This window comes from Ruminiclostridium cellobioparum subsp. termitidis CT1112 (genome assembly GCF_000350485.1).
GTDB lineage: Bacteria > Bacillota > Clostridia > Acetivibrionales > DSM-1351 > Ruminiclostridium > Ruminiclostridium termitidis.
Genome location: NZ_AORV01000065.1, coordinates 150,111 through 173,256 on the forward strand (window position 1 = coordinate 150,111; position 23,146 = coordinate 173,256).

28 protein-coding genes and 1 tRNA gene are annotated in these 23,146 nt (G+C 41.0%); 2 read left to right on the forward strand and 27 right to left on the reverse strand.

All coding sequences use genetic code 11. The features are described from left to right. Positions 1 to 59 precede the first annotated feature (59 nt). The 6 genes from cobO to folE all read right to left on the reverse strand — a co-directional run bounded on the left by cobO (position 60) and on the right by folE (position 3,513). Entirely contained in the window at positions 60 to 593 is a 534-nt protein-coding gene (gene cobO / locus CTER_RS22830) for a cob(I)yrinic acid a,c-diamide adenosyltransferase (RefSeq protein ID WP_004629614.1), read from the reverse strand. A gap of 54 nt (positions 594 to 647) precedes the next feature. Then, positions 648 to 1,136 carry a 2-amino-4-hydroxy-6-hydroxymethyldihydropteridine diphosphokinase gene (gene folK, locus CTER_RS22835; RefSeq protein ID WP_004629876.1) on the reverse strand — a complete coding sequence of 163 codons (489 nt, stop codon included), beginning with the start codon at positions 1,134 to 1,136 and terminating at the stop codon, positions 648 to 650. A gap of 1 nt (position 1,137) precedes the next feature. Then, complete coding sequence (gene folB / locus CTER_RS22840; protein ID WP_004629832.1) at positions 1,138 to 1,503, reverse strand: dihydroneopterin aldolase; 366 nt, start codon at positions 1,501 to 1,503, stop codon at positions 1,138 to 1,140. 2 nt (positions 1,504 to 1,505) lie between these two features. Beyond that, on the reverse strand, positions 1,506 to 2,330 hold the full coding sequence (folP, locus tag CTER_RS22845; protein ID WP_004629939.1) for a dihydropteroate synthase: 825 nt from the start codon (positions 2,328 to 2,330) through the stop codon (positions 1,506 to 1,508). Positions 2,331 to 2,423: 93 nt separating this feature from the next. Next, positions 2,424 to 2,903, reverse strand: a complete 480-nt coding sequence (locus CTER_RS22850; RefSeq protein WP_004629921.1) for an HD domain-containing protein — start codon at positions 2,901 to 2,903, stop codon at positions 2,424 to 2,426. A 22-nt stretch (positions 2,904 to 2,925) separates the two neighbouring features. After that, a complete protein-coding gene (gene folE, locus CTER_RS22855; RefSeq protein ID WP_004629851.1) occupies positions 2,926 to 3,513 on the reverse strand; it encodes a GTP cyclohydrolase I FolE in 588 nt (195 codons plus the stop codon). 235 nt (positions 3,514 to 3,748) lie between these two features. Between folE and CTER_RS22860 the strand changes: the two genes are divergently transcribed. Then, a complete protein-coding gene (locus CTER_RS22860; RefSeq protein ID WP_004629656.1) occupies positions 3,749 to 4,282 on the forward strand; it encodes a DUF4364 family protein in 534 nt (177 codons plus the stop codon). 53 nt (positions 4,283 to 4,335) lie between these two features. Here the strand turns inward: CTER_RS22860 and CTER_RS22865 are convergent, their stop codons facing one another. The 12 genes from CTER_RS22865 to CTER_RS22920 form a co-directional block, all read right to left on the reverse strand. After that, positions 4,336 to 4,605 (reverse strand): hypothetical protein, encoded by a 270-nt coding sequence (locus tag CTER_RS22865; protein WP_004630070.1) that lies wholly within the window; start codon positions 4,603 to 4,605, stop codon positions 4,336 to 4,338. A gap of 107 nt (positions 4,606 to 4,712) precedes the next feature. Beyond that, a complete protein-coding gene (yhbY, locus tag CTER_RS22870) occupies positions 4,713 to 5,003 on the reverse strand; it encodes a ribosome assembly RNA-binding protein YhbY (protein WP_004630094.1) in 291 nt (96 codons plus the stop codon). Between the two features lie 46 nt (positions 5,004 to 5,049). Continuing rightward, positions 5,050 to 6,327 (reverse strand): GTPase ObgE, encoded by a 1,278-nt coding sequence (obgE, locus tag CTER_RS22875; RefSeq protein ID WP_004629795.1) that lies wholly within the window; start codon positions 6,325 to 6,327, stop codon positions 5,050 to 5,052. 258 nt (positions 6,328 to 6,585) lie between these two features. Beyond that, the gene (gene rpmA, locus CTER_RS22880; protein WP_004629598.1) at positions 6,586 to 6,864 is read right to left on the reverse strand and encodes a 50S ribosomal protein L27; all 279 of its coding nucleotides are present in this window, start codon (positions 6,862 to 6,864) and stop codon (positions 6,586 to 6,588) included. Positions 6,865 to 6,868: 4 nt separating this feature from the next. Further along, entirely contained in the window at positions 6,869 to 7,201 is a 333-nt protein-coding gene (locus CTER_RS22885) for a ribosomal-processing cysteine protease Prp (protein ID WP_004629646.1), read from the reverse strand. Positions 7,202 to 7,214: 13 nt separating this feature from the next. Next, positions 7,215 to 7,526: a 50S ribosomal protein L21 gene (gene rplU, locus CTER_RS22890; RefSeq protein ID WP_004630078.1), complete on the reverse strand. Its 312-nt coding sequence runs from the start codon at positions 7,524 to 7,526 to the stop codon at positions 7,215 to 7,217. A 261-nt stretch (positions 7,527 to 7,787) separates the two neighbouring features. Further along, positions 7,788 to 9,275, reverse strand: coding sequence for an L-arabinose isomerase (gene araA, locus CTER_RS22895; RefSeq protein ID WP_004629971.1), 1,488 nt, complete (start codon positions 9,273 to 9,275; stop codon positions 7,788 to 7,790). A gap of 430 nt (positions 9,276 to 9,705) precedes the next feature. Further along, positions 9,706 to 11,013, reverse strand: a complete 1,308-nt coding sequence (locus CTER_RS22900; RefSeq protein WP_004630198.1) for an Rne/Rng family ribonuclease — start codon at positions 11,011 to 11,013, stop codon at positions 9,706 to 9,708. An 80-nt stretch (positions 11,014 to 11,093) separates the two neighbouring features. Then, positions 11,094 to 11,804, reverse strand: a complete 711-nt coding sequence (locus CTER_RS22905; RefSeq protein WP_004629681.1) for a TIGR03936 family radical SAM-associated protein — start codon at positions 11,802 to 11,804, stop codon at positions 11,094 to 11,096. A 50-nt stretch (positions 11,805 to 11,854) separates the two neighbouring features. Continuing rightward, complete coding sequence (locus tag CTER_RS22910) at positions 11,855 to 13,693, reverse strand: TIGR03960 family B12-binding radical SAM protein (protein WP_004629895.1); 1,839 nt, start codon at positions 13,691 to 13,693, stop codon at positions 11,855 to 11,857. A 557-nt stretch (positions 13,694 to 14,250) separates the two neighbouring features. Further along, positions 14,251 to 14,327, reverse strand: a tRNA-Pro gene (locus tag CTER_RS22915). 83 nt (positions 14,328 to 14,410) lie between these two features. Continuing rightward, positions 14,411 to 15,202 carry a lysophospholipid acyltransferase family protein gene (locus tag CTER_RS22920; RefSeq protein ID WP_004629950.1) on the reverse strand — a complete coding sequence of 264 codons (792 nt, stop codon included), beginning with the start codon at positions 15,200 to 15,202 and terminating at the stop codon, positions 14,411 to 14,413. 251 nt (positions 15,203 to 15,453) lie between these two features. On the opposite strand from CTER_RS22920, the gene CTER_RS22925 reads away from it, so the two are divergent. Beyond that, entirely contained in the window at positions 15,454 to 16,167 is a 714-nt protein-coding gene (locus tag CTER_RS22925; protein ID WP_004629827.1) for a flagellar brake protein, read from the forward strand. Positions 16,168 to 16,282: 115 nt separating this feature from the next. On the opposite strand, the gene dinB is transcribed toward CTER_RS22925, so the two are convergent. The 9 genes from dinB to CTER_RS22970 all read right to left on the reverse strand — a co-directional run bounded on the left by dinB (position 16,283) and on the right by CTER_RS22970 (position 23,108). After that, positions 16,283 to 17,473 (reverse strand): DNA polymerase IV, encoded by a 1,191-nt coding sequence (gene dinB, locus CTER_RS22930; RefSeq protein WP_004629650.1) that lies wholly within the window; start codon positions 17,471 to 17,473, stop codon positions 16,283 to 16,285. Positions 17,474 to 17,556: 83 nt separating this feature from the next. Next, entirely contained in the window at positions 17,557 to 17,910 is a 354-nt protein-coding gene (rplT, locus tag CTER_RS22935; RefSeq protein WP_004630110.1) for a 50S ribosomal protein L20, read from the reverse strand. A gap of 18 nt (positions 17,911 to 17,928) precedes the next feature. Beyond that, complete coding sequence (gene rpmI / locus CTER_RS22940; protein ID WP_004630256.1) at positions 17,929 to 18,126, reverse strand: 50S ribosomal protein L35; 198 nt, start codon at positions 18,124 to 18,126, stop codon at positions 17,929 to 17,931. 18 nt (positions 18,127 to 18,144) lie between these two features. Beyond that, entirely contained in the window at positions 18,145 to 18,639 is a 495-nt protein-coding gene (gene infC / locus CTER_RS22945; RefSeq protein WP_004629695.1) for a translation initiation factor IF-3, read from the reverse strand. 325 nt (positions 18,640 to 18,964) lie between these two features. Beyond that, on the reverse strand, positions 18,965 to 19,288 hold the full coding sequence (locus CTER_RS22950) for a CatB-related O-acetyltransferase (RefSeq protein ID WP_479725122.1): 324 nt from the start codon (positions 19,286 to 19,288) through the stop codon (positions 18,965 to 18,967). Further along, positions 19,275 to 19,754: a dihydrofolate reductase gene (locus CTER_RS22955; protein WP_004629854.1), complete on the reverse strand. Its 480-nt coding sequence runs from the start codon at positions 19,752 to 19,754 to the stop codon at positions 19,275 to 19,277. Before CTER_RS22955 ends, CTER_RS22950 begins: the two co-directional genes overlap by 14 nt. Then, on the reverse strand, positions 19,751 to 20,545 hold the full coding sequence (locus CTER_RS22960) for a thymidylate synthase (protein ID WP_004630138.1): 795 nt from the start codon (positions 20,543 to 20,545) through the stop codon (positions 19,751 to 19,753). Before CTER_RS22960 ends, CTER_RS22955 begins: the two co-directional genes overlap by 4 nt. Before the next feature lie 147 nt (positions 20,546 to 20,692). Then, positions 20,693 to 22,126 (reverse strand): glycosyltransferase family 39 protein, encoded by a 1,434-nt coding sequence (locus CTER_RS22965; protein ID WP_004630235.1) that lies wholly within the window; start codon positions 22,124 to 22,126, stop codon positions 20,693 to 20,695. A 28-nt stretch (positions 22,127 to 22,154) separates the two neighbouring features. Next, positions 22,155 to 23,108, reverse strand: coding sequence for a glycosyltransferase family 2 protein (locus CTER_RS22970; protein ID WP_004629834.1), 954 nt, complete (start codon positions 23,106 to 23,108; stop codon positions 22,155 to 22,157). Between the last annotated feature and the right edge of the window lie 38 nt (positions 23,109 to 23,146).

Consider the following 23,146-nt stretch of genomic DNA (forward strand, 5'->3'; position numbering starts at 1 on the left):
ATCTGTAAAAGAGCCCCTCTTCAAATCTTTATACCTGAAGAGGGGCTCTTTTAAAATTCCTAGTACTCAATTCCTTTGCGCGCTGCTATGCCCTTTTCATAGGGGTGCTTGACCGCCTTGATTTCCGAGACATAATCGGCAGCTTCGACAAGTGCCTTATGGGCATTTCTTCCCGTCATCACAAGCTCCACCTTTTCCGGCTTGTTTTTAACAAAGTCCAATACGGTTTCCAGGGGCAAAAAATCAAGTGACACAGTCCCAAGTATCTCATCCAGGATTACAAGCTCATATTGACCTGTCTGAACCACAGCTCTAACCTGTTCAAACATTTCAGCCGCTTCTCGGGCGGTATGCTCAAGTTCTTCGCCGGTCATATCCCAGGAAAATTTTTTGCAGGTAAACCCGCGGATCACCTTAAAGTCAGGCTCCAGCCTTTTTATAGCCTCAAGTTCACCTGTAGCCGCACTCTTCAGGAACTGCACCAGCAGCACCTTCAGTCCGCTGCCGCAGGCCCTTACGCCAAGCCCCACGGCGGCTGTCGTTTTACCTTTTCCCTCACCGGTATAAATGTGTACAAGACCTGTCTTATTCATGTATAATGCCTCCTCCTAAAAACTTATATTTTTCAAGCAAGCCAAAGTATATTTTTATCTATCATCCTGCGTTATTGCTTCATACAGTTCACAAACTGTCTTATTGAATACAGGATGTATGGCCGATGGATTTATTTCATTCAGCGGTTCCAGTACAAAGGTCCTCTCATGCATTCTGGGATGAGGTATATTCAAGTTTTCCTTATTTATAATCTGATTTCCGTATAGCAGGATATCCAGATCAATGGTTCTTGGTCCCCAATGTATCAATCTCTCTCGTTTAAGCACTTTTTCAATTAGCCCGCATATCTGTAAAAGCTCATCTGCAGATAATACGGTTTTTATTTCTACAACTGCATTTAAAAAATCAGGCTGCTCCAAGTAGCCAACGGGTGCAGTATTATAAAATGATGATACCGAGGTAACTTCAATCCCTTCCTTTTTACTCAGCAGTTCAATTGAAGCATTTAACAGTGCCGCTCTGTCACCTATATTAGATCCGATCCCAATGTAAGCTGTTACTTCCTTTCCTGAATCACTCAAACTAATCGCCTCTTCTCCGTTCAAGCTCAACAGCGGCATATTTAAGGTGATATCCCATAGGAGCCCATGGTTTTTTTAACAATATTTTAACCCATAATGCATTGGAAAAGCTGTTAAAAATCTCATCTATCACTTTTAATGCTGCAGTCTCTATCAAATCGTACTTTTTGGTATTTAAAGCCTTTTGGACCGCCTTACATACATCGGCATAGTTTATTGTTGCATTGATATCACCGTTGACTGCGGCGGTATTAAGGTCAGCCGATACCTGCAGAGACACGATGAAAATCTGCCCAAGCTTCTTTTCCTCTTCTGCGACCCCATGATATGCGTATATTTCCAAATCTTCAATAATTATTTTATCCATATCTACCTCACCATACTATCCATCATTTTGGCTACTCTGGAATTTTGCAAAACATCATGAACTCTGACCATGTCAATTCCTTTTGTAATACCGATTGAAGTAGCAGCCAGAGTTCCTTCAAGCCTGTCGGCAACTTCCAGGTCCAGTACCTTTCCTATGAAGGATTTCCTTGAAGCACCCAAAAGAACCGGGTATCCAAGTTTTTTAAAATCCTCCAGGTGTCTCATAACCGTAATATTTTGCTCCCAGGTCTTGGCGAAACCTATTCCGGGATCGATCATTATGTTTTCATCCGGTATATTGGCGTTTTTAGCTATTGAAATACTTTCTTCCAGTTCAAGCAAAATTTTACCTATTAAATCATCTCCATAATCTGTTCCGCCGGTCCTGTTGTGCATAATACAAACCGGCACCCTGTAAGTTGCTATTACAGCCGCCATATCCGGATCATATTTAAGCCCCCAAACATCATTTACCATGCTTGCTCCGGCTTTAATTGCAAGCTCTGCGGTTTTAGCCCTGTATGTATCTACAGAAACAGGTATCCTGATTACTTTTGAAAGACTTTCTATAACAGGTATCACCCTGTCAGTCTCAATGTCTGCGGCAACAGGTCCAGCTCCGGGTTTGGTGGTTTCCCCTCCTACGTCTATAATGTCTGCTCCTTCATCGTACATGCGAATTGCCTGCCTGACTGCAGCGTCCCGGCTGACGTAACATCCTCCGTCTGAAAATGAATCCGGCGTCACGTTCAGGATGCCCATTATATATGTTTTATTGCCCCATTCCCAGATATTTTTCCATATTTTCATGAATCTCTGTTCCATATCTACCTCCATGTGCCCGTTTGTGACATGCGGTCAGCATATCCCTACAATCCTTACAAAACTCAACCAGTGCAATTTAAATGTTACAGACCACTAATACAATAATTCAGGTTGATCACCATCAGAATACCAGTTACATTCATTTACCATAACACAATTAATACATGGTCTGCAGGATTTATCACCTTCATAGATTACCTCCCCCAAAAGTGATTTCCCTCTTTTCTTTCCACGGTGACCGGTTATTGCTTCTATAATCATTTCCATATCCCGTTTATCAAAATCTAAATCTTCAAGAATCTTTCCCGCCAGCTTTGCCCCCTCTTCAGCATGGTCCGACTTATCCTCATATTGTTTCCATCTCCCTATATCATGCAGCAGTGCTGTGACATATATAAGCTCCTTACTCAAGCCGTAAGCTCTTTCAAGTGAAATAATATAAGCCACCCTTGCCACATCAACAGCATGCTGCAAATCATGACGACAAAATTTTCGTTCCTTCTCCGCGGCTTCGTTTAACCGCAAATATTTTATGAAATCCGGATGCATCAGCACCTTTTTTACAATTTCCATGAAATAGTCACCTGTATCACATTTATTTTAAAAGCAGCATCAATCTGTTGACCAAATTGCTGTCGGTGTTAAATTTTCCGCGTAAAGTCGTAGTTGCTGTTAATGATCCGGTATTTTTTATGCCGCGTGTGGTCATACAGGCATGCTTTCCCTCAATAATGACGGCAATATCCTCCGAACCGGTTATTTTGTGCATTATTTCTGCTATATCCGAGCCAATCCGTTCCTGAAGCTGGAGTCTCTTTCCAACCATATCCGCAATTCTGGCAATTTTGCTCAAACCCAAAACTTTTCCGACAGGTATATAGGCTATTGCAGCCTTCATGTTATACATCAATGCCAAATGGTGCTCACAATAACTGAATATATCCATATCCTTTACCAGTACAATTTCCCTATTGTCCTCTGGTATAATTAAATCATCTTCAAAGGTTTTGTTGAACATTTCAGCTATATCATCATTTGAATAACCTATACCTTCAAAAATCTCCTCATACATATGTGCAACACGCAAGGGAGTATCCTTAAGACCTTCACGATCAGGGTCTTCACCTATGGCTGACAAAATACCCCTTATATGTTCTTGAACTTTCTTTATATCCACTGCCATTTGATATATTACCTTTCCGGCTTACTAAAATTTTAAGCATATTATGGAAACGTCTTACCGTCCGTCCTTATCCGTTTCACCGGTGCATTGACCGGTAAAATCAGCTTCCGGTAATATGTTGCGGCTTATAGCTTACTATGTTATAATAAATAAATATTTTTATACAGCAAATATATTATAGCATAAAGTTCCTCACTCTATATTTGCTAATTCCCCATATTATCAAGGAGGTTTTATGAATTCGGTAGAGAGCAACAGAGAACTGGCTGAAAACAAGCTCATATTACTTTATATTATAAATAATATTGAACCCCCGGTTTCAAATCTTCTTATAACAAAAATAATACTTGAAAACAAACTGATGAATTATATTTTTTTGCAGCAATATCTTGATGAACTCTGTGACGGTAAATTTTTAGAAAAGTTGGATGCGGACAATAAGAAATCCTACAGGATCTCGCCTGCAGGCAAGCAGGGCCTTGACTATTTTATTTCCCTGATACCTGCCGGAACCAAGTCACGCATAGATGAGGCTCTTCTGGACTACAGAAAAAGGATAAAGAATGAAACCAGTGTCATTGCTGATTTTGTCGCAGTTAATGAAAACGAGTATATTACAAATTTAAAAATCTGCGAAGGAAGTTTTACATATATAGATCTGAAATTAACCGTCGGAAGCAGAAATGATGCCAGAAAGCTATGCAATAACTGGACTGTAAATTCCGAAAAGCTTTATAAAAAGATTATGGCCGATCTGGATGAAAACTAATTGCCGAAACAGCCACCAAAAAAAGCAATACTTCTGAGAAGTACTGCTTTTTTTTATGCCATTTTCAGTCCATGCTTCAAACCCCTTGCAAAACATTCCCGAATTAAAAGTTCCAGTTGATATCTTATAATATCTACTCTAAGACTGGCTATCTTCTTTTTTCCATAGTCATCTTTTACGTCATTAAGATATATTTCGCAAAGTTTTAAGAATTCATATGTTTTTTCCACTCTTTGAAGAAGTGCTTTGTCATTAATTTTTTTGATATCCTCAATATTCAGATATTCATAGTTGTAATTATTTAAATCAATTCCTTCTTGCATACTTACCTCCGGAAATAGTAATTATTGAAATACTTAATATTATATTCATATTAAAAGCATTTCATTCCCAGATTATGTAAGTGATTGTTGATTTGCTCCTATTTCAGTTAAGGTAATTCTATTACAGGTGTTTTTACAGATTCCCTGTACAGAACAAACTTATTCCCGATTACCTGAACCAGCTCGGCCCCGGCAGACTCGGCCAGTTCTTCAGCAACGGTCCTGGTATCACACTCGGCATTTCTCAGTACAGTGGCTTTTATCAGCTCTCTTGCTTCGAGGGCCTCTGAAAACTGTTTGATCATATTGTCATTTATTCCGCCTTTTCCCACCTGAAAAATAGGCTGAAGGTTGTTTGCCAATGATCTCAGGTAACTCCTTTGTTTTCCTGTTAACATATATCCTCCTTATGGATCTGAAATATAATTCCAGCACATTATCTATTTATCTCGTATAATCAAATTCCGTATCCAATATCCTTACGGTATCTCCCTCTTCTATACCCATAGCCTCAAGAGCATCAATAACACCTTTCCTTCTCAAAGCTCTCTGGAAATACTGCAGGGATTCATAATTGGCCATGTTCGTAGACCCCAGGACCTTGCGCACCCAGCCGCCCTCCACAACATAAACACCGTCTTCAATGCGGATTTCAAAAGGTTTTTCCCCCTCGGCAGTATATACCACCTCTTCTTCCCTGCTTTCATCAAGGAGTATGGTATCGGGAAGGGTGCTCAATATATCGGAAACATAATACATGAGCTCCTTTAACCCCTTATTGGTAGCCGCTGATATTCCAAACACCTTATAGCCCCTGCCCTCAAGCTCTTCTTTAAAGGCCTGGTAATTCTCTTCCGAGCTAGGTATGTCCATTTTGTTTGCGGCAACAATCTGAGGTCTTGAAGCAAGCACAGCATTATACTTTTCAAGCTCTGCATTTATTGTGTCGAAATCTTCAATGGCACTACGGCCTTCAACACCTGAAACGTCAACAACATGTACAAGCAGCTTTGTTCTTTCAACATGTCTTAAAAACTCATGTCCCAGGCCGACACCTTCATGGGCTCCTTCTATAAGTCCGGGTATATCCGCTATAACAAAGCTTTTACCCTGTTCAATCTGCACCACTCCAAGATTGGGTACCAATGTAGTGAAGTGATAATTGGCTATTTTAGGCTTGGCAGCAGAAACCATTGACAAAATTGTTGATTTGCCAACATTTGGGAAGCCCAGCAAACCCACATCGGCAATCATTTTCATTTCCAGAATCAGGTTGCGCTCTTCTCCCAGGTCACCGCTTTTGGCAAAATTGGGCACCTGCCTGGTGGGTGTGGCAAAATGCTGATTACCCTTTCCGCCCCTGCCTCCTCTGGCTATTATACATATCTGACCTGGTTTTGTCAGATCAACCAGTGTCATCCCCGTCATTTCATCCTTGACCATTGTTCCCAGAGGAACTTTGATTATCATGTTTTCACCGTTTTTACCCGAACAGTTGGACGGGCCCCCATCCTGTCCAGGCTCGGCCTTGAAATGCTTCTTGTATCTGAAGTCGATCAGGGTATTTAATCCCTCATCCACCTGGAAGATAACATCTCCGCCTTTTCCGCCGTCCCCGCCATCCGGTCCTCCGGCTGCTATGTATTTTTCACGGTGGAAGGATACCATTCCATTACCGCCATTACCAGCTTTAACATATATCTTAGCACTATCTATAAACATATTAACCTCCATGAGCCATGTCTATGGCTTTTAGCCGCAACAGCGGCCGTAAAACAGTTATGAAATCTCTCAAATATCCTCCATGAGCCGGGCATTATTAACCGCAATTTGTTAGACTGAATTTATTATACCCAAGTATCGGAATATTTAAAATATTATCTTGATAATATAAGTCAGTTAACGTTAAAAAACACAAATAAAAAAGTAGAAAATGCATATCACATTTCCTACTTTAATTATTTTAATGCGATAAATTTCTTACTCGGCAACTATCATAACCTGCTTCTTATCTCTGCCAAGTCTTGCAAACTTAACCTTTCCATCCTTAAGTGCAAACAAGGTATCATCAGAACCTATTCCTACGTTTACGCCAGGATGAATCTTTGTACCTCTTTGACGAACAAGAATGTTACCGGCTAAAACGAACTGACCGTCAGCCCTCTTAACGCCAAGTCTCTTAGCCGCACTGTCACGGCCGTTTCTTGAACTACCAACACCTTTTTTATGAGCAAAAAGTTGTAAATTAATCTTTAACATGAGATTACACCTCCTCATCCATTACCTTTACATGTTTGGGGTAAGCAAGTTCTATCTGTTTAAAACCTATTTCAGCAGTAGCCATAATTATTTCGGCATCATGCCTAAGTTCAGGTAAAATATCAACATCGACAGAGCATGTCATAAAGCCATGCTTCTCTTCAAAAAAGTCCTTTATCCCTATCAGGTCTCCAAGAGCACCGGCCGCAGTATAAGCAACAGCTGAAACCGCCGCACATACTATATCTCTGCCTTCTCTTGCATAACCTGCATGTCCTTTGACAACAAACTTTATAATATTTCCTGCTTTATCCCTGCATATATTTACATTAATCATCAATAGTTAACCCTTACGCGTTGATCTTTTCGATCTGAACTTTTGTGTAAGGCTGTCTGTGACCTTGCTTCTTTCTGTAGTTCTTCTTTGCCTTGTATTTGAAAACTATAATCTTTTCACCTTTACCATGGCTGAGAACTTTAGCATTAACAGTGGCTGTTTCCAATAATGGAGCTCCAAAGTTAACTTTACCGTCCTTTGATACTGCAAGAACCTTATCGAAAGTAAAAGCCGAACCTTCTTCAGCAGCGAGTTTTTCTACAAAAACCACATCGCCTTCCTGAACCTTATACTGTTTTCCACCAGTCATTATAATAGCGTACATGATACACCTCCTACTAACAGTCTCGCCGGCTGAATGACGTATACATATCATAAAATATGTTCATCACAGGCAATAACCTTATTAAAACCAATAATGGGATTATTATTGACCCGTTATATTTGAAAGCCCTGGCCGAGCGGTTACCGATATATTCTAGCACAACAAGGTAGTCTTGTCAACGACTATCAACAGGACAAAACCTGCATATAACAGGACGAAAAAAGTACGGCACAGGTTATGCGCCATACTTTTTTGTCATACTTACAGCAATTTCCAGGAAATTTCATTCCATCTTAATTCATTTCTAAGGTTCAGAATAGTAGTGTCCTTATTGATAAGCACATATTCAATTCCAGCCATTTCAGCCCAGTCAACAAGCTGCTCGGCAGTAACCTGCGTGGAGAACACCGTATGGTGTGCACCGCCGGCATAAATCCAGGCTTCGGCGCCCACCTGGAGAGATGGTTCCGGTTTCCATAGTACTCTTGCAACAGGCAGTTTAGGCATCCGGGCAGTGGGCTGGATAGCTTCGACTTCATTTATAATCAGGCGGAAGCGGTTTCCCATATCAATCAGCGATACACAAACAGCATGCCCTGCAGCACCGTCAAATACTATTCTGGCGGGATCGGCCTTACCGCCTATACCAAGCGGATGTACCTCCAGACGTGGTTTTGTAGCGGCTATGGTAGGGCATACCTCCAGCATGTGAGCTCCGAGAATCATTTCCTCACCGGGCACCAGATTATAAGTATAGTCCTCCATAAAGGAAGTTCCCTTGTTATCTGACATTACTTTCATTACATTGGTCAGAGCAGAAATCTTCCAGTCTCCCTCTCCTCCGAAGCCGTAGCCCTGTGCCATCAGATCCTGTGCAGCCAAACCAGGCAGCTGCTTGATTCCATGCAAATCTTCAAAAGTAGTTGTAAATGCACTGAAACCGCCTTCTTCAAGAATTGCTTTAATGCCAAGCTCAATTCTTGCCTGCTCTCTGATTGCCTGCAGCTTTTCATCCGTTTTTGCAGAATCTGCAATATCATATTTATTTTTATATTCGGCTATCTGCATATCTATCTGCTCATCAGTAACGTTGTTTATTCTGGCTGCAAGATCCCCGACCCCATGGGTATTAACCGACCAGCCAAATTTAATCTGGGCTTCAACCTTGTCACCTTCGGTAACTGCAACCTCACGCATGTTGTCTCCGAATCTTACAACCTTGAGCTGCCTTCCCCATATAAATGCAACTGCTGCTCTTTCCCAGGCTCCGATCCTTTCACGGACCTTTGCGTCCTCCCAGTATCCGGCAATTACTTTGCGGGACAAACGCATTCTCGCACCGATAAAGCCATGTTCTCTGTCCCCATGGGCCGACTGGTTCAGATTCATAAAGTCCATATCTATATCATTCCACGGAAGTGCCTGATTGAATTGGGTATGGAGATGCAGCAGAGGTTTTTTCAACTGTGAAAAACCTGCTATCCACATTTTTGAAGGTGAGAAAGTGTGCATCCAGGTAATAACACCAGCACATTTTTCATTTGTGTTTGCGTCGGTGAGAACCTTCGTTATTTCTTCAGGTGTGGTAACCGTCGGTTTATAAACAATTTTATAGGGGATGGCAGAGTCCCTGTTCAAAGCTTCAACCATTGCCTTTGAGTGCTCCGCAACCTGCTTCAGGGTTTCAGGTCCGTATAAATGCTGACTCCCCGTTATAAACCAAAATTCAAAATCCTTATAATTCATCATATTATTCTAACTCCTCCCTATGTGTTAAACTTGTATGCACATGTTATAAGTTAATTTTATATCCCATTTGCAAAAAAATCAATACATTTTTCCATATCCGGACAAAGCATGTCCTACAGGCAATGCGGCGCATGCTCCAATTTGTATTCCGCTTGCCGTCAGGACTCAGGTCTTAAAAGCTAACAGCTAATGGTATATAGTACTTCAATACATTGTATGCACAAGTTAAAGTTTCAGAGGACAAATCAAGCTATCCGGGGGACAAAAGTATTATGACCGCTTATATATCCGAATATTCAGGCTCAGGAGACTCAAAAGAATAAAAAAAGGTTGATGGATACTTTTTATCTTCATCAACCTTTTTTGAACCGGTTCTCTATGTAATTATTGATCCTGCAATTCACATTCACTTAAATAGAGAACACCCCTGTTATATTTTCTGATCAGTATTTGATTTCAGCCTGTTAACCGCATTTGTATCAGCTGAATTTATTTTACCGGTACCTTCGCAATAGGGACAGTCACATTTTATCACTGTTGCAAGCTCCTGACGGATCTTCTTCCTGGTCATTTCCACCAGTCCAAGAGCAGTCATTCCTAAAACGATGGTTTTAGTCCGGTCGCTTTTGAGACTTTGCCGTAATGAATCCAAAACCATCTGCTGATGCTCAGAGTCACTCATATCAATAAAATCTATGATGACAATTCCGCCTATATCCCGAAGCCTCAGTTGTTTTGCGATTTCCTTTGTGGCCTCTATATTTGTTTTCAGCACCGTATCTTCAAGATTATTATCCCCCACAAATTTTCCGGTATTAACATCTATTACTGTAAGCGCCTCTGTCTTATCGATAATGATATACCCTCCGCATTTTAACCATACCTTTCTTGACAGGGCTCTCTCTATTTTTGTTTCAATCTGGTAATAGTCAAAAATGGCATAATCCTTGCTGAAAAGTTCAACCCTGTTCTTCAGTACGGGAGAGATCATTTCCACAAGCTCCAGCACCTTGTTGTATTCTTTTTCATCGTTTATGATGAATTTATCAATATTCCAGGTAAATAAGTCCCTCACCGACCTGTATATCAGGTTTATATCCTTGTGGATGCATCTCGGGACCGGTCCGCTGTTTTCCGACTGTTTTATTTTTGCCCACAACCTGGTTAAGAATGAAACATCCTCAATAAAATCAGCTTCATCCTTACCTTCCGATACCGTACGGACAATAAGTCCCATATTTTCGGGCTTCAGCTTTTCGGCTATTTTTTTCAGCTTCTGTCTTTCCTCATCGCTTTCAATCCTGCGGGATATACCCACATAATCTGCATTTGGCAGAAGAACCAGATTGCGTCCCGGAAGTGTAATATGGGTTGAAACCCTTGGTCCCTTAGTTCCGATAGGTTCCTTTATAACCTGGACAGTTATTTCCTGCCCGACTTTCAGTATATCTGTGATATTGTACCCGGTATAATCACGAAAAACGTCTAATTCATCATCAGTGTACTCTTTCTGAGGTACGGCATCACCGACATAAAGGAAAGCATTCTTTTCGTAGCCTATATCGATAAATGCCGCCTGCATACCGGGCAGGACACTGCTGACCTTACCCCTGTATATATTTCCTACAAGCCCCTGATGATTTGTTCTTTCAATGTGAATTTCAGCCAGCTCTTTATCCTCAAGAATACCCACTCTTATCTCACCGGCGCCGACGTCTACAATAATCTCGTTAATCATTCAAATCTCCATTCCTACGTGGAATTAGTGTCAATCACGTCTGTCTATTTCACGTGTATCCGGGTTTTCCCAAATACAACTTACAAAACCTTTCCATCCATGGGGTCCAGCAATTCCTCCTGAACCTTGACATAAAGTTTGGATCTATGAATCCTGTCTATTTCGTATCCGGCTCCCAACATTTCAAACAGAGATTCCACGAGCAATTCGGGCTTTAAATTGGCCTTGCTGCCGGCACTGACCAGCATGGTGAGCTTTATCATATTAAAAGTCCCGCAGGGCTGCAGCCCGAAATCCAGGTCGAAAATCATGTTTCGTATATCGGTATCCTTGACTCCGCTTTTAGTTTTCTTCTTTACTATTATCTCTTTTTGTGAAAGATATTTGCCTATACCGGCTTTCAGGCTCTTTTCAGTGCACTCGTGCCCGGTGCCGATCATTACAACGTATTCGGAAGCTGAAATTGTAGCCATTATATTCTGCTTTGTCTGCCTCTGTTTTGCTGCTAAAACCTCCAGCCCCTGCGGCAGCTGTTCATTGAGCCTCTCAATAAACTCATTCATGGACAGGCTGTCATCAGTAATTTCAAAGTCTCCATATTCCGCTTCACTTGTAACCCCTACGCTCAGGGGCAGACCGAACACCATGCCGGGATGGGGATTAAAGCCTTGTGAGTAGGCGATGGGAAGTCTGGCCCTTCTTATGGCACGCTCAAACACCTTCATCAGATCCAAATGTGAAATAAATTTTACTTCTTCTCCGCGCCTGAATTTTACCCGTATATTAACCAAAATTAACCTCCGTCTATCACATCTTACATGCAATTTATATAATTAACACCTTATCCGCATACTCCGTTGTTCAGAGCGGCAGCACCGCAGCCTCCGCAGTCAACTCTGCAATTGGGAGTGATTTTTCCTTCCAGAGCCTTTTTACTCTCATTTATCAGATATTGTTTGGATACTCCCACATCCACATGATCCCAGGGCAAAATCTCGTCATACTGCCTCCTGCGGGTAACGTAAAAATACGGATCCACACCGCATTCCTCAAAGGCTTTCATCCAAACATCATACTTGTAATGCTCTCCCCAGCCGTCAAATTTACAGCCCATCTGCCAGGCCCTGACCAAAACCTTGCAGACCCTTCTGTCTCCGCGGGCAAATACGGCTTCCATAAAGCTGAGCTTATTCTCATGATAATTATATGTGATCTGCCTTGAACGTATTTTATCTTTCAAATGCATTTGTTTTTCATGGACATTACCAATACTGTCCTGGGGCTCCCACTGAAAAGGCGTGAAGGCCTTTGGTACAAAAGTTGCAGTACTTACGGTTACATTGAGTCCCTTTCCCTTTTTCTCTTTGGGAACATTTCTGTATACATCAACTACCTTATAGGCTAAATCAGCTATCCCTTCAACATCTTCAAGTGTTTCGGAAGGCAGACCCAGCATGAAGTACAGCTTGACACCGTTCCAACCGCCGTTGAAAGCCAGGGATACGGCCCTCAGAAGATCCTCTTCAGTTACTCCCTTGTTGATAACATCCCTCAATCTTTGCGTCCCGGCCTCTGGTGCAAAGGTAAGTCCGCTCTTACGCACTTTCTGCGCCTTTTCCATCAAATCCAGTGAAAAGGAATCGATTCTTAAGGAAGGAAGTGATAAATTCACTTTCCTTTCCTCCATATCTTCAAGCAAGCCTGTGGTTAAAGGCTCCAGTCCCGTATAGTCACTGGTGCTGAGAGAAGTGAGGGATATTTCCTCATAACCGGTGCTTTCTTCCAGCTTCCTGGCCAGTTCCAGCAGCCTTTCCGGACTTTTTTCCCTGACAGGCCTGTATATGAAGCCTGCCTGACAGAAACGGCAGCCTCTTGTACAGCCCCTGAATATTTCAAGCATTATTCTGTCATGAACTATATCTGTGTATGGAACAACAATTTTATCAGGGAAGTATGCCTTATCCATATCCTTGATAATACGCTTCCTTATTCTGGTGGGATAATGGGGCTTCAGAGGCAGAAATTCCTTTATGGTTCCATCCTCGTTGTAGGTAAACTCGTAAAAGGAAGGGACATAAATACCTTCTATTTTGGCAATTTCCTCAAGAAAAGCTTCTCTCGGCTTGCCTGTTCCCTTCCACCCGCCGTATACATCCATAACTTCATTTATTATTTCTTCACCTTCACCCATCATAAAAAAATCAATTATGTCGGCCAGGGGCTCGGGATTGTATGCACAAGGTCCGCCTGCACAGACAAAGGGAGCTCCGGCATTTCTCTCTTCTGCCAGAATGGGAACCCCGGCAAGGTCAAGCATGTTTACTATATTTGAAAAGCTCATTTCATATTGAAGGGTAAAGCCCACAAAATCAAAGTCCTTAATTGGGTCCTTGCTTTCCAGTGAATAGAGCGGTACGTTGTTTTCCCTCATTTTGCTTTCCATATCCGTCCACGGGGCAAATACTCTTTCACAATAGCAGTCCTGTCTTTCATTCAGTAAATGATACAGTATTTTCATGCCAAGGTGTGACATTCCTATTTCATAGGTGTCGGGAAAACAAAATGCAAATCGTATATTAATGGTTTTCGGATCCTTTATAATGCTGTTCCATTCGTTTCCTGTATATCTGGATGGTTTTTCAACACTTTTCAGTAATCCGTCCGAGAGTTTTATCCCCATATCAAGCTCCATTCTCAATTAAATATTTTTACATTATTATATACTCAATTATATACCCCAAAATAGGCTCTATTGACCTAATAGGATTATTTCATATAAACAAAAAGCCAAAAAAAAAGAACAAAATAAATTCTTTAACAACCTTTCGGTAAATATTGACTGTTACCAGAATTTATTATATCAGAACAAATACAATATGATAATATAATTTTTGTAACAGTTAAAATAATTAAATTGTATTTATAATATTCCCTCATTTTTTGAAATTTAAAATTGGCGGCATATATTTCATCAGATTTTGGTATTGGCCACACGTATGTAATTATCAACTTATTTTATTCGCGTGTCAAGAAAATTTGGAACGAATAAATCAGCCAGGTTAAACAGATGCAGGAAATATTATGCTCGTTTAGTTTTGCTATAAATTTTGTTCCACAATCTTTCCTTCATTATAACATAAACATCAGGTGAGCTGATCAAAAAAAGCATCTTCCGCTTATAATGGAGTAATACAAAAACAGCAGGTTCGAAATATTATTCAAACCTGCTGTTCCCAGTGGTCGGAAATGGGAGACTCGAACTCCCGGCCTCTTGGTCCCGAACCAAGCGCGCTACCAAACTGCGCTAATTCCCGAATTACTACATTTATATATTTTAGTACGAAGATTGCAATTTGACAAGACTAAATATTTGTTAAATCAAATTATTTTTAAATTTTTATAATTTTATTTTTTTAAACTCGTCTATTTTTCCGGAAATAAATTCTACTACCTGTTTATGCTCAGCTTTTCCGTTCCCGGTTATGCTGACCGGTTCTCCGAAAGAAATGCATATGGGCTCTTTTCTGCGGATAGGGCCGATGTCCTTTATAAGTTTTCCATTACCCCAGAAATCAGTCTTTATGGCCACAGGAATAACAGGTACACCTGCTTCCTTCGCCAGCTTTATTCCCAATGAATTAAACTTTTCGGGATTGAACACTCCCTGCCTGGTTCCCTCAGGAAACAAAATTATAGAGATACCTTTTTCAATTTTCTCTTTGCCCTGGCTGATAACATTCAGCAAATCCTGCCTGGAATTTTTTCTTGACACAACTATTGGGTTCCGGCTCTTCATAACATGCCCGAAAAGCGGCATGGATATGAGACTTTCCTTGACAACATAAGTAACCTCTTTCAATGGAGCAATTATACAAGGGAAAACAAAGGTCTCCAGCGTACTCATGTGATTGCTCACAAAAACCACAGGTCCTTCCACTTTTGATATGTTATCAATACCATCAATGAAAATTCTTCCGCCGCTTTTCTCAATATCTTCTAATATCCTGTAGCTGGACTGCGCCCATGCTTCACTGTCATATTTATTTTTCACCGCCAGGTTTCTGCCATTTATGACTACTTTGCCGTAGCCGTAAACGAAATACCATCTTGTATTTAAAAAAAGCTTATCAAATATATTTCTTTTATCCCGGCCAGTTTCATATTTGTTTTCATTAAAAAAAGGTTCCATTATAAAATCACACCCAACAATTTGATTGACATGTACTATTTTAACGCTAGGGATTATTATATATCACATTTTATTCCATGTCCAGTTATCCATGGAAGCATATTATAGTATATGTTTTCCTCCTCCAAAAATAACCCTGCAAATATTTTATAAATATTTTAATTTTTTTACTGAAAAATCCCTATTTATAGAATATAATGTAATAAGACATAAAATTTAAATTTATAATAATATTGGTATGGAGATGTTTAATGAATGCGAAAGACATAAAAGTTGGAACCAAATTAGAAGTTGAAATACCTGAATACGATAGAAAAGCTGATGAGTCAACAACCAGTTACATCAGCCAATTGGCTGATGTTATAGATGACAAAACCATATGCATTGTTTCACCTATGAGTGAAGGACGATTAAAATTCCTGTCAAGAAATTTAACTATCATTATTTACTATTTAAACGAAAGACAGGAGCTCCTGTACTTCAAGGGCCAGGTAAAGGGCCATAGAAAAAGCGGGGCTCTGGATGTATTTGACGTAGAGATTGTCAGTGAGTTCAACAAAATACAGAGAAGACGCTTCTATAGACTTGATGTTGTTCTGAACTGTCTGTATAGAGTAATTGACCACCAGCCAATCAGTACCGACAATTACCAGTTCGATGATCTCAGCAATACCGAATTAACTACTGCCTACACAAAAAACATAAGCGGCAGCGGATTCTGCATGATTCTTGAGGAGCCTCTCAATTCCGGTGCAGTTCTTGATATAAGTATTGATCTGGAGGGTTCAGCCACAATCAGGGTTTTTGCTCAGGTAATACGCAATTCCAGTGAAAAAAATAAAAAATTCGAGGCCGGCATGCATTACATTAAAATCTCACCACGTGATTCAGATGTTTTGACCAGATATATATTTGAAAAACAAAGACAGATTTTAAAAAATACCATGCAAGCCAAATTAAAATAGTCCTTACTAAAGTCCGGAAGGCCATGTTTGTATGGCCTTCTTCATTACAGCTTATTATTTCATCTTATTCACTGCGCCTATTCAATGCAGCTTCTGCGTTGCTGCAGCTGCATTCTTATTGCGGTCTCTTTATTTGTACCGCCCTTGTCACAGAGGACAAGCCATGCCTGTTCCGGATATCATCCAGGGTTTTTTCAAGTTTTTCCTCTTTTTCAGAATTATTATCAATTTCATCCTCTTCAAAGAGTGACAGCTGCTTTGACCTGTTACATTTTTCAAAACTGCTTATGCTCACACCAATGAGACGTACCGGCCTTAAGCTGTTCCAGTTTTTACGGAGCAGCGCAAAACCTGTTTCAAAAATTTCTTTTGTCAGATAAGTGGGCTCAATGCCAACCTGCCTTGTAATGCTCTGAAAATCCGAATACTTTATGGTTATTTGAACAGTGCCGGCCTTTTTGTCATGCCTTCTGGCATCAAAGCCCACCTCTTCGCACATCTCAAGAAATAAGTTCCTGACAGCCTCAACATTGGTAGCATCCTCGGACAGAGTTGTAGATCGGCCTATTGATTTCATCTCCCCTGAGGTATGAGGTGCCACCGGAGAATCATCACGTCCGTTTGCATAGTTCTGAAGTTCAGCTCCCATTTTCCCCAGAACCCGGGCAAGCGCTGCCGGATCATATTCTGCAAGGTCACCTATGGTCAGGATTCCCAGATTATTAAGCTTTTCCCCCGTATGCTTCCCTACTCCGTACATATCGGTTACTTTTAAAGGCCAAAGCTTTTGTTTTATATCTTTTACCCATAATTCGGTAATCCCCATAGGCTTCTTTATTTCAGAGGCTATTTTGGCCAGCAGCTTGTTCTCTGAAATACCTATGGAGCACCACAGACCAAGGCCCTTGTTTATATCCTCCATGATTTTGCCGGCAGCCTCTGCCGGCTTTCCAAACAGGCTTTCGGTCCCCGTCATATCCAGCCATGCCTCATCGATGCTGTTCTGCTCAATAACCGGTGAATAATTTCCGAGCAGTGACATTACTTCTCTTGACCTGGCCTCATAATACCGATGGTCGGGCGGAATGAAAAGCATGCCGGGACATAGCTTTAAAGCCTGGTGAACGACCATTGTTGTTTTTACCCCAAATTTGCGGGCCTCGTAATTGGCAGCAAGTATAATGCCCGACCTGTTTCTGGGGTCTCCTGCCACCGCAGCCGGCTTTCCAATAATTTCAGGCCTCCTGGACATCTCACAGCTAATAAAGAACGCATTCATATCAACCAAAAAAATAACTCTGCTCATAACTGCTCACCTCAAGTTACACTGCTAAAAAGGAGTATCTTTTTGGCTTCAAAAAGATACTCCTTATAAACTATACGGTATTCTTATTTAGCGGCTTTAGCCATCTCAGCAAGCTGAGCAAATCCAGCCGCATCGTTTACTGCCATATCAGCGAGAACTTTTCTGTTAAGTTCAATCCCTGATTTTTTCAATCCGCTGATAAATCTGCTGTAGGATAAACCGTTAATTCTTGCAGCAGCATTTATTCTAGCTATCCAGAGTTTTCTGAAGTCTCTCTTCTTTGCTCTTCTGTCATTGTAAGCATAAGTCAGAGATTTCATAACGGCTTGATTAGCCATTCTAAAAAGCTTGCTCTTTGCTCCAAAATATCCTTTTGCAAGCTTCAATATTTTTTTATGTCTTGCGCGAGTTCTCATCGCACCTTTAACTCTTGCCATAAACCTTCGTCCTCCCTCTTATTTGTATGGAATAAGTTTTTTAATCGCAGCTTCATTAGCAGCTGAAACGTACGCACCCAACCTGTGGTGCTTCTTAGCCTTTGTTGCCTTGGAAACGAGTCTATGGCTTCTCCAAGCCTGTCCTCTTTTAATCTTTCCGGTAGCTGTTACTCTGAATCTCTTTTTTGATGCACTATGAGTCTTTAACTTTGGCATATTTATTCTCCTCCTATCCTACTGCTTTGGATTAAGTATCATTATCATACTTTTGCCTTCAAGTTTGGGTTTCTTTTCAACCACTCCAACGTCTTTTACTAATTCAGCAAACTTTTCAAGAATTTCATTGCCTATTGAGGTGTAATGCATTTCTCTTCCTCTGAACTTTACAGAAACCTTAACTTTGTCTCCATCCTTCAAGAACTTGTATGCGTTCTTAACCTTGAATTCAAAGTCATGATCCTCAATCGAAGGAGATACTCTGACTTCTTTTATGCTTATGATCTTTTGATTTTTTCTTGCTTCCTTCTCTTTCTTGGCAAGCTCGAACATGTATTTACCATAATCCATTATCTTGCAAACAGGTGGTTCTGCCTGTGGAGCAATTTTAACCAAGTCAAGATTTTTAGAATTGGCAAGCTTCTGGGCTTCCTTAGCTGCAATGATACCAATCATAGTACCATCCGCATCGATAAGTCTGACTTCTTTCTCCCTGATTTCCTCATTGATCATTAATTCATTTTTGCTAATAACTGACACCTCCGAAAAATAATAGGCAGAAGGTTAACTTCAAGTCCCCAATAATAAAAAAACAATAAAAAAAGTGGATAGAAGCAAGTATCCACCAGTAATCTCAGTCAATGCGCAAAAATACACACTTAATAACCGATATTAACCCTGCAAATCTAAGTCCGCCAGGTGAGAAGTGGAAAACTTCTTCTTGTTTTGCATAAATATGATAACAGAAATTAAGTTACTTGTCAAATTATTTTTAAAATCTGTAAATAGAAATAAATAGAATTTTAAATTTTAGAATCTACATTTTATGAACATCAATCTACAAACCCATTAATATAGCCAGACCATCTTCCGATGTCAGTTTTTCAAGATTGTTAAATATTCTTTCTTCATCCCAGTTCCACCACTGAAGCTTCAGCAAAAACTCAACCTTATCATCACTGAAACGCTTTCTTATAAATTTAGCCGGATTGCCGTCATAAATCGCATAGGGTTCGATGTTCCCAACAACTGTTGAATCAGCCGCAATGATAGCTCCATCTCCAACTTTTATCCCTGGCATGATGGTTACATGCTGACCTGTCCAGACATCATTTCCAATTATAGTATCACCTTTAAAAGGCAGATCTTCAATTGCGTTCATACACCAGGAATTTGTAAGCATATGGATTTTTTTCGTCCCTGGGTCCCGGCTGGCTTGAAACGAGCTTCCACTGTGAGTAGTCAATCTCAGGAAAATATGTGTCTGCTTCAAAGGCATGGTCGATTTCGGTTATATACAGCTTATGGGCCAGCGGCAGAAATGCTTTATAAATTTCAGCCCCGCCAATTATAAAAACTTCACCTTCAGCCGCATATGCTTTTGCCCCGTCTATGGAATTGACAGTTATGCATCCCTCGGGTTTAAAGTCCTCGTCCCTGGTGATTATTATGTTTTCCCTGCCCGGAAGCGGCTTTCCTATGGATTCATAAGTTTTTCTTCCCATTATTACCGGTTTTCCCAGGGTTATTTTTTTAAAGTAGGCAAAATCGGCAGGCAGATGCCAGGGCATCCTGTTTCTGCAGCCCAGAGCGTTATTCTTTCCCATTGCCCAGATCATTGAAATCATACTGCAACAGCTCCCTTTATGTGCGGATGCGGATCATATTCCGTCAGTGTAAAGTCTTCAAACCTGAAGTCGAACAAATCTTTTACCTCGGGGTTTATTACCATCTTTGGCGGCGTTCTGGGCTCCCTGGAAAGCTGCTGCTTCACTTGCTCGATATGATTGAGATATATGTGTGCGTCACCCAGAGTGTGGACAAATTCGCCGGGCTTTAAGCCGCATGCCTGGGCCACCATCATTGTGAACAACGCATAAGAGGCGATATTAAACGGCACACCGATAAACACATCGGCGCTTCGCTGGTACAGCATGCAGGAAAGCGTGCCGTTGACAACATAAAACTGGTAGAAGCAGTGGCATGGCGGCAGAGCCATATTCTCTATTTCTCCCACATTCCAGGAGCACACTATCAGTCTTCTGGAGTCGGGATTTTCCTTTATTTGTGAAATCACCTGGCCCAGCTGGTCTATCTGCCTGCCGTCGGCAGTCCCCCAGGATCTCCACTGATGTCCGTAAACCGGCCCCAGGTCACCGTTTTCATCAGCCCACTCGTCCCATATGGAAACACCGTTGTCTTTGAGATACTTTATATTTGTATCCCCCCTTATAAACCATAGAAGTTCATGAATTATAGACTTTAGATGAAGCTTTTTCGTAGTCAGCAGAGGGAAGCCCTCCTGCAGATCAAACCTCATTTGATACCCAAAGGTGCTGATTGTACCCGTTCCTGTCCTGTCTTCCTTTTTTGTGCCATTCTTCAATATGTGCTGGCACAGATCAAGATATTGTTTCATAACCCAACCCCCGTTAAATATATGTAGAATTCTCTATAAACCCGTTCAGGCAGCCGCCGACACTAAAAACATATCGAGCCGGCGGCTACTACATATTATTTCATAATTAATAATTAAACACAATGCTGATTTTTATCGTTTTATCAGTCAAAGCATACTGCTTTTTTTATATTTTTTAAACGATGTGAACAGAACCTCACTGCCGGAAGCAGCCAGTATAAACACAATCAATACCGCAAAATATCTGTACCTGACCTGAATCTCTATAAGCAAATGCACTCCGAAATAACACAGCAGGATTATTGAAAGCAGCTTTATTCCGGAAGGGATATCCCGGCTGGCCAGCGCTTTGATCAATCCTGTGAGCAGCAGTAAAAACACCAATATATAAAACATCTTTTCAACCCTTACAGCAACCTGTTCTGCCTTTTCCATCCGCGCCGGTGCCTTGAGTTTTCCGTTGTCATCTTCATAAAATTCCCATGCAAGAGTATCAAATTCAGCCCACATTACAAGAACCTTTGTACCAAAAAACTCCAGCAATTTATGGGGTTCAACCGAAACTCTCTCCTTTATGGTCTTTAGAGCCACTTTATTTCTCTTTGAAAAATCCTCTATCACATATATTTTATTCTGGTCATCATAGGAAAACTGCCCCTTCGACTGCTGATTCAAACCGGCAACGAACTTCCAGAGCGGAAAGTTATTGTTCAGGCCTTCGGCATTAATTCCGGTACTTTTTACAGCTGCCGACAGTCCAAGATTGGCAGTCAGATAAACCGCCACAAGAACAGCAGACAAAAGAATCTTTGCCACGCTTTTGTGGTTCAGCGCCTCTACGATACACCACACGACAACGGCTGTGATGATGACCGGCCCCAGGGGCCTGACCGCATTACCGGCCGCAATGAAAATAGCTGCCGCAATTCCTCTGACAAGGATATTTTTATGTTCCAGAAGCAACAGATAAATCCCCGCTAGAAACATGCAGGCTGCAAAGTGCTGATTTGTCAGAACAGCAGCCAGAAAATAAGGTGCGGGATAAATCAAATACAAAAACGAAATAAATCTGGCGGTAAAATCATTGGACACCTTTCTCGCTATGAGGTATACCAGCATATTCGAACCTGCCATGAAAAAGCAGTTCACCAGTTTCAAAGGCAGGAGTCCTGTCCCAAAAAGCTTCATAATCCCTGCATAATATATCACGGGTCCGGTCTGATAGGCCCAGGTCTTAAAATACAGATATTGCTCCAACGCTTTTTTCCCCTGTATCAGGTCTACAGCATATTTATAGAATAAGCTAAAATCCGAGACAGGCCTGGTATCGGCAAAAAAAGCCAGGGTTCCCTTAAATAAAAACGCCATTATAAAGACCATAATGGCGAAACTGGCAGGTAAAATATTCATTTTTAATGATAAAAACAAAACAGCAGCAAAAACCGGAATTGTGATCAGCGCATACAAAATGGAATTTGTATATACCGAAAACCACAAATTGAGAATTATTATATATGTCACAAATATAGCCGTTATAAGAATTATAAGCTTGCTTAATACGGATGCGGGTCTGGGCTCCATTAATTACCTCTGCTTTTTAACGTCATCTTCATTTATTCTTATTATCCCCATCAAAACCCATTAATTCACCGACAATATACAGCGGCCTTGCTTTTACCTCTTCATATATTCTTCCCACATATTCCCCCATAATACCTATCACTATCAGCATTACACCGTTTAAGAACAATGTCACCGCAATGGAGGAAGCCCAGCCCGAGACAACATCATTTTTTATAAATTTTTGTACAAGAACGACCACAAGGTATATAAAGCTAAATACCGATACCAGCATTCCTACAAAAGTAGCCAGTTTCAACGGCTTGTAGGAAAATGAAAAAATCCCGTCCCCTGCAAGCTTCAGCATTTTCTTCAAAGGGTATTTGGTTTCACCGGCAAATCTCTTTTCCCTCTGATATTCAACACTGGTCTGCTTAAAACCTACCCAGCTTACAAGCCCTCTCACATACCTGGACCTCTCAGGCAGGCACTTCATGGCATCACAGACCTTTCTGTCAATCAGTCTGAAATCCCCCACGTCCACAGGAAGTTTTACATCGGTCATACTGTCAAGAAACCTGTAAAAGGTCTTTGCAGTGAACTTTTTAAAGAAAGTTTCCCCGGCTCTCTGAAGTCTTTTTCCGTATACTACTTCATAGCCTTCCTCCCACTTGTCCACCATCTGAAGAATAACTTCCGGAGGATCCTGCAGATCCGCATCTATTATGACGACGGCATCACCTTTGGCGTAGTCCATACCGGCAGTAATTGCGATCTGATGTCCGAAGTTTCTGGCAAAATTAATAACACGTACTTCTTTATTTCCGGAGGCAATTTCCTTCAGCTTGAAGTATGTATCATCCTTGCTCCCATCATTAATGAATATATATTCCACATCCATAAAGTAATCTTTAAAAACCTCCGATAGACGTCTGTAGGTTTCGTCTATCACTTCCTGCTCATTGTAAACAGGTACTACAATCGACAACAGCTTGTTTGCCATACCATCCTCCACAAGCTCCAAAAGAGCTTAGCTTATAT

Excerpts from the sequence above, each read along its gene's own strand:
- cobO (WP_004629614.1), bottom strand. The coding sequence starts at position 593 with ATGAATAAGACAGGTCTTGTACACATTTATACCGGTGAGGGAAAAGGT.
- folB (WP_004629832.1), bottom strand. The coding sequence starts at position 1,503 with ATGGATAAAATAATTATTGAAGATTTGGAAATATACGCATATCATGGG.
- folP (WP_004629939.1), bottom strand. The coding sequence starts at position 2,330 with ATGGAACAGAGATTCATGAAAATATGGAAAAATATCTGGGAATGGGGC.
- CTER_RS22850 (WP_004629921.1), bottom strand. The coding sequence starts at position 2,903 with ATGGAAATTGTAAAAAAGGTGCTGATGCATCCGGATTTCATAAAATAT.
- folE (WP_004629851.1), bottom strand. The coding sequence starts at position 3,513 with ATGGCAGTGGATATAAAGAAAGTTCAAGAACATATAAGGGGTATTTTG.
- CTER_RS22860 (WP_004629656.1), top strand. The coding sequence starts at position 3,749 with ATGAATTCGGTAGAGAGCAACAGAGAACTGGCTGAAAACAAGCTCATA.
- CTER_RS22865 (WP_004630070.1), bottom strand. The coding sequence starts at position 4,605 with ATGCAAGAAGGAATTGATTTAAATAATTACAACTATGAATATCTGAAT.
- yhbY (WP_004630094.1), bottom strand. The coding sequence starts at position 5,003 with ATGTTAACAGGAAAACAAAGGAGTTACCTGAGATCATTGGCAAACAAC.
- obgE (WP_004629795.1), bottom strand. The coding sequence starts at position 6,327 with ATGTTTATAGATAGTGCTAAGATATATGTTAAAGCTGGTAATGGCGGT.
- rpmA (WP_004629598.1), bottom strand. The coding sequence starts at position 6,864 with ATGTTAAAGATTAATTTACAACTTTTTGCTCATAAAAAAGGTGTTGGT.
- CTER_RS22885 (WP_004629646.1), bottom strand. The coding sequence starts at position 7,201 with ATGATTAATGTAAATATATGCAGGGATAAAGCAGGAAATATTATAAAG.
- rplU (WP_004630078.1), bottom strand. The coding sequence starts at position 7,526 with ATGTACGCTATTATAATGACTGGTGGAAAACAGTATAAGGTTCAGGAA.
- araA (WP_004629971.1), bottom strand. The coding sequence starts at position 9,275 with ATGATGAATTATAAGGATTTTGAATTTTGGTTTATAACGGGGAGTCAG.
- CTER_RS22900 (WP_004630198.1), bottom strand. The coding sequence starts at position 11,013 with ATGATTAACGAGATTATTGTAGACGTCGGCGCCGGTGAGATAAGAGTG.
- CTER_RS22910 (WP_004629895.1), bottom strand. The coding sequence starts at position 13,693 with ATGGGGATAAAACTCTCGGACGGATTACTGAAAAGTGTTGAAAAACCA.
- CTER_RS22920 (WP_004629950.1), bottom strand. The coding sequence starts at position 15,202 with ATGGAACCTTTTTTTAATGAAAACAAATATGAAACTGGCCGGGATAAA.
- CTER_RS22925 (WP_004629827.1), top strand. The coding sequence starts at position 15,454 with ATGAATGCGAAAGACATAAAAGTTGGAACCAAATTAGAAGTTGAAATA.
- dinB (WP_004629650.1), bottom strand. The coding sequence starts at position 17,473 with ATGAGCAGAGTTATTTTTTTGGTTGATATGAATGCGTTCTTTATTAGC.
- rplT (WP_004630110.1), bottom strand. The coding sequence starts at position 17,910 with ATGGCAAGAGTTAAAGGTGCGATGAGAACTCGCGCAAGACATAAAAAA.
- rpmI (WP_004630256.1), bottom strand. The coding sequence starts at position 18,126 with ATGCCAAAGTTAAAGACTCATAGTGCATCAAAAAAGAGATTCAGAGTA.
- infC (WP_004629695.1), bottom strand. The coding sequence starts at position 18,639 with ATGATCAATGAGGAAATCAGGGAGAAAGAAGTCAGACTTATCGATGCG.
- CTER_RS22950 (WP_479725122.1), bottom strand. The coding sequence starts at position 19,288 with ATGAACGCAATTGAAGATCTGCCTTTTAAAGGTGATACTATAATTGGA.
- CTER_RS22955 (WP_004629854.1), bottom strand. The coding sequence starts at position 19,754 with ATGATTTCAATGATCTGGGCAATGGGAAAGAATAACGCTCTGGGCTGC.
- CTER_RS22960 (WP_004630138.1), bottom strand. The coding sequence starts at position 20,545 with ATGAAACAATATCTTGATCTGTGCCAGCACATATTGAAGAATGGCACA.
- CTER_RS22965 (WP_004630235.1), bottom strand. The coding sequence starts at position 22,126 with ATGGAGCCCAGACCCGCATCCGTATTAAGCAAGCTTATAATTCTTATA.
- CTER_RS22970 (WP_004629834.1), bottom strand. The coding sequence starts at position 23,108 with ATGGCAAACAAGCTGTTGTCGATTGTAGTACCTGTTTACAATGAGCAG.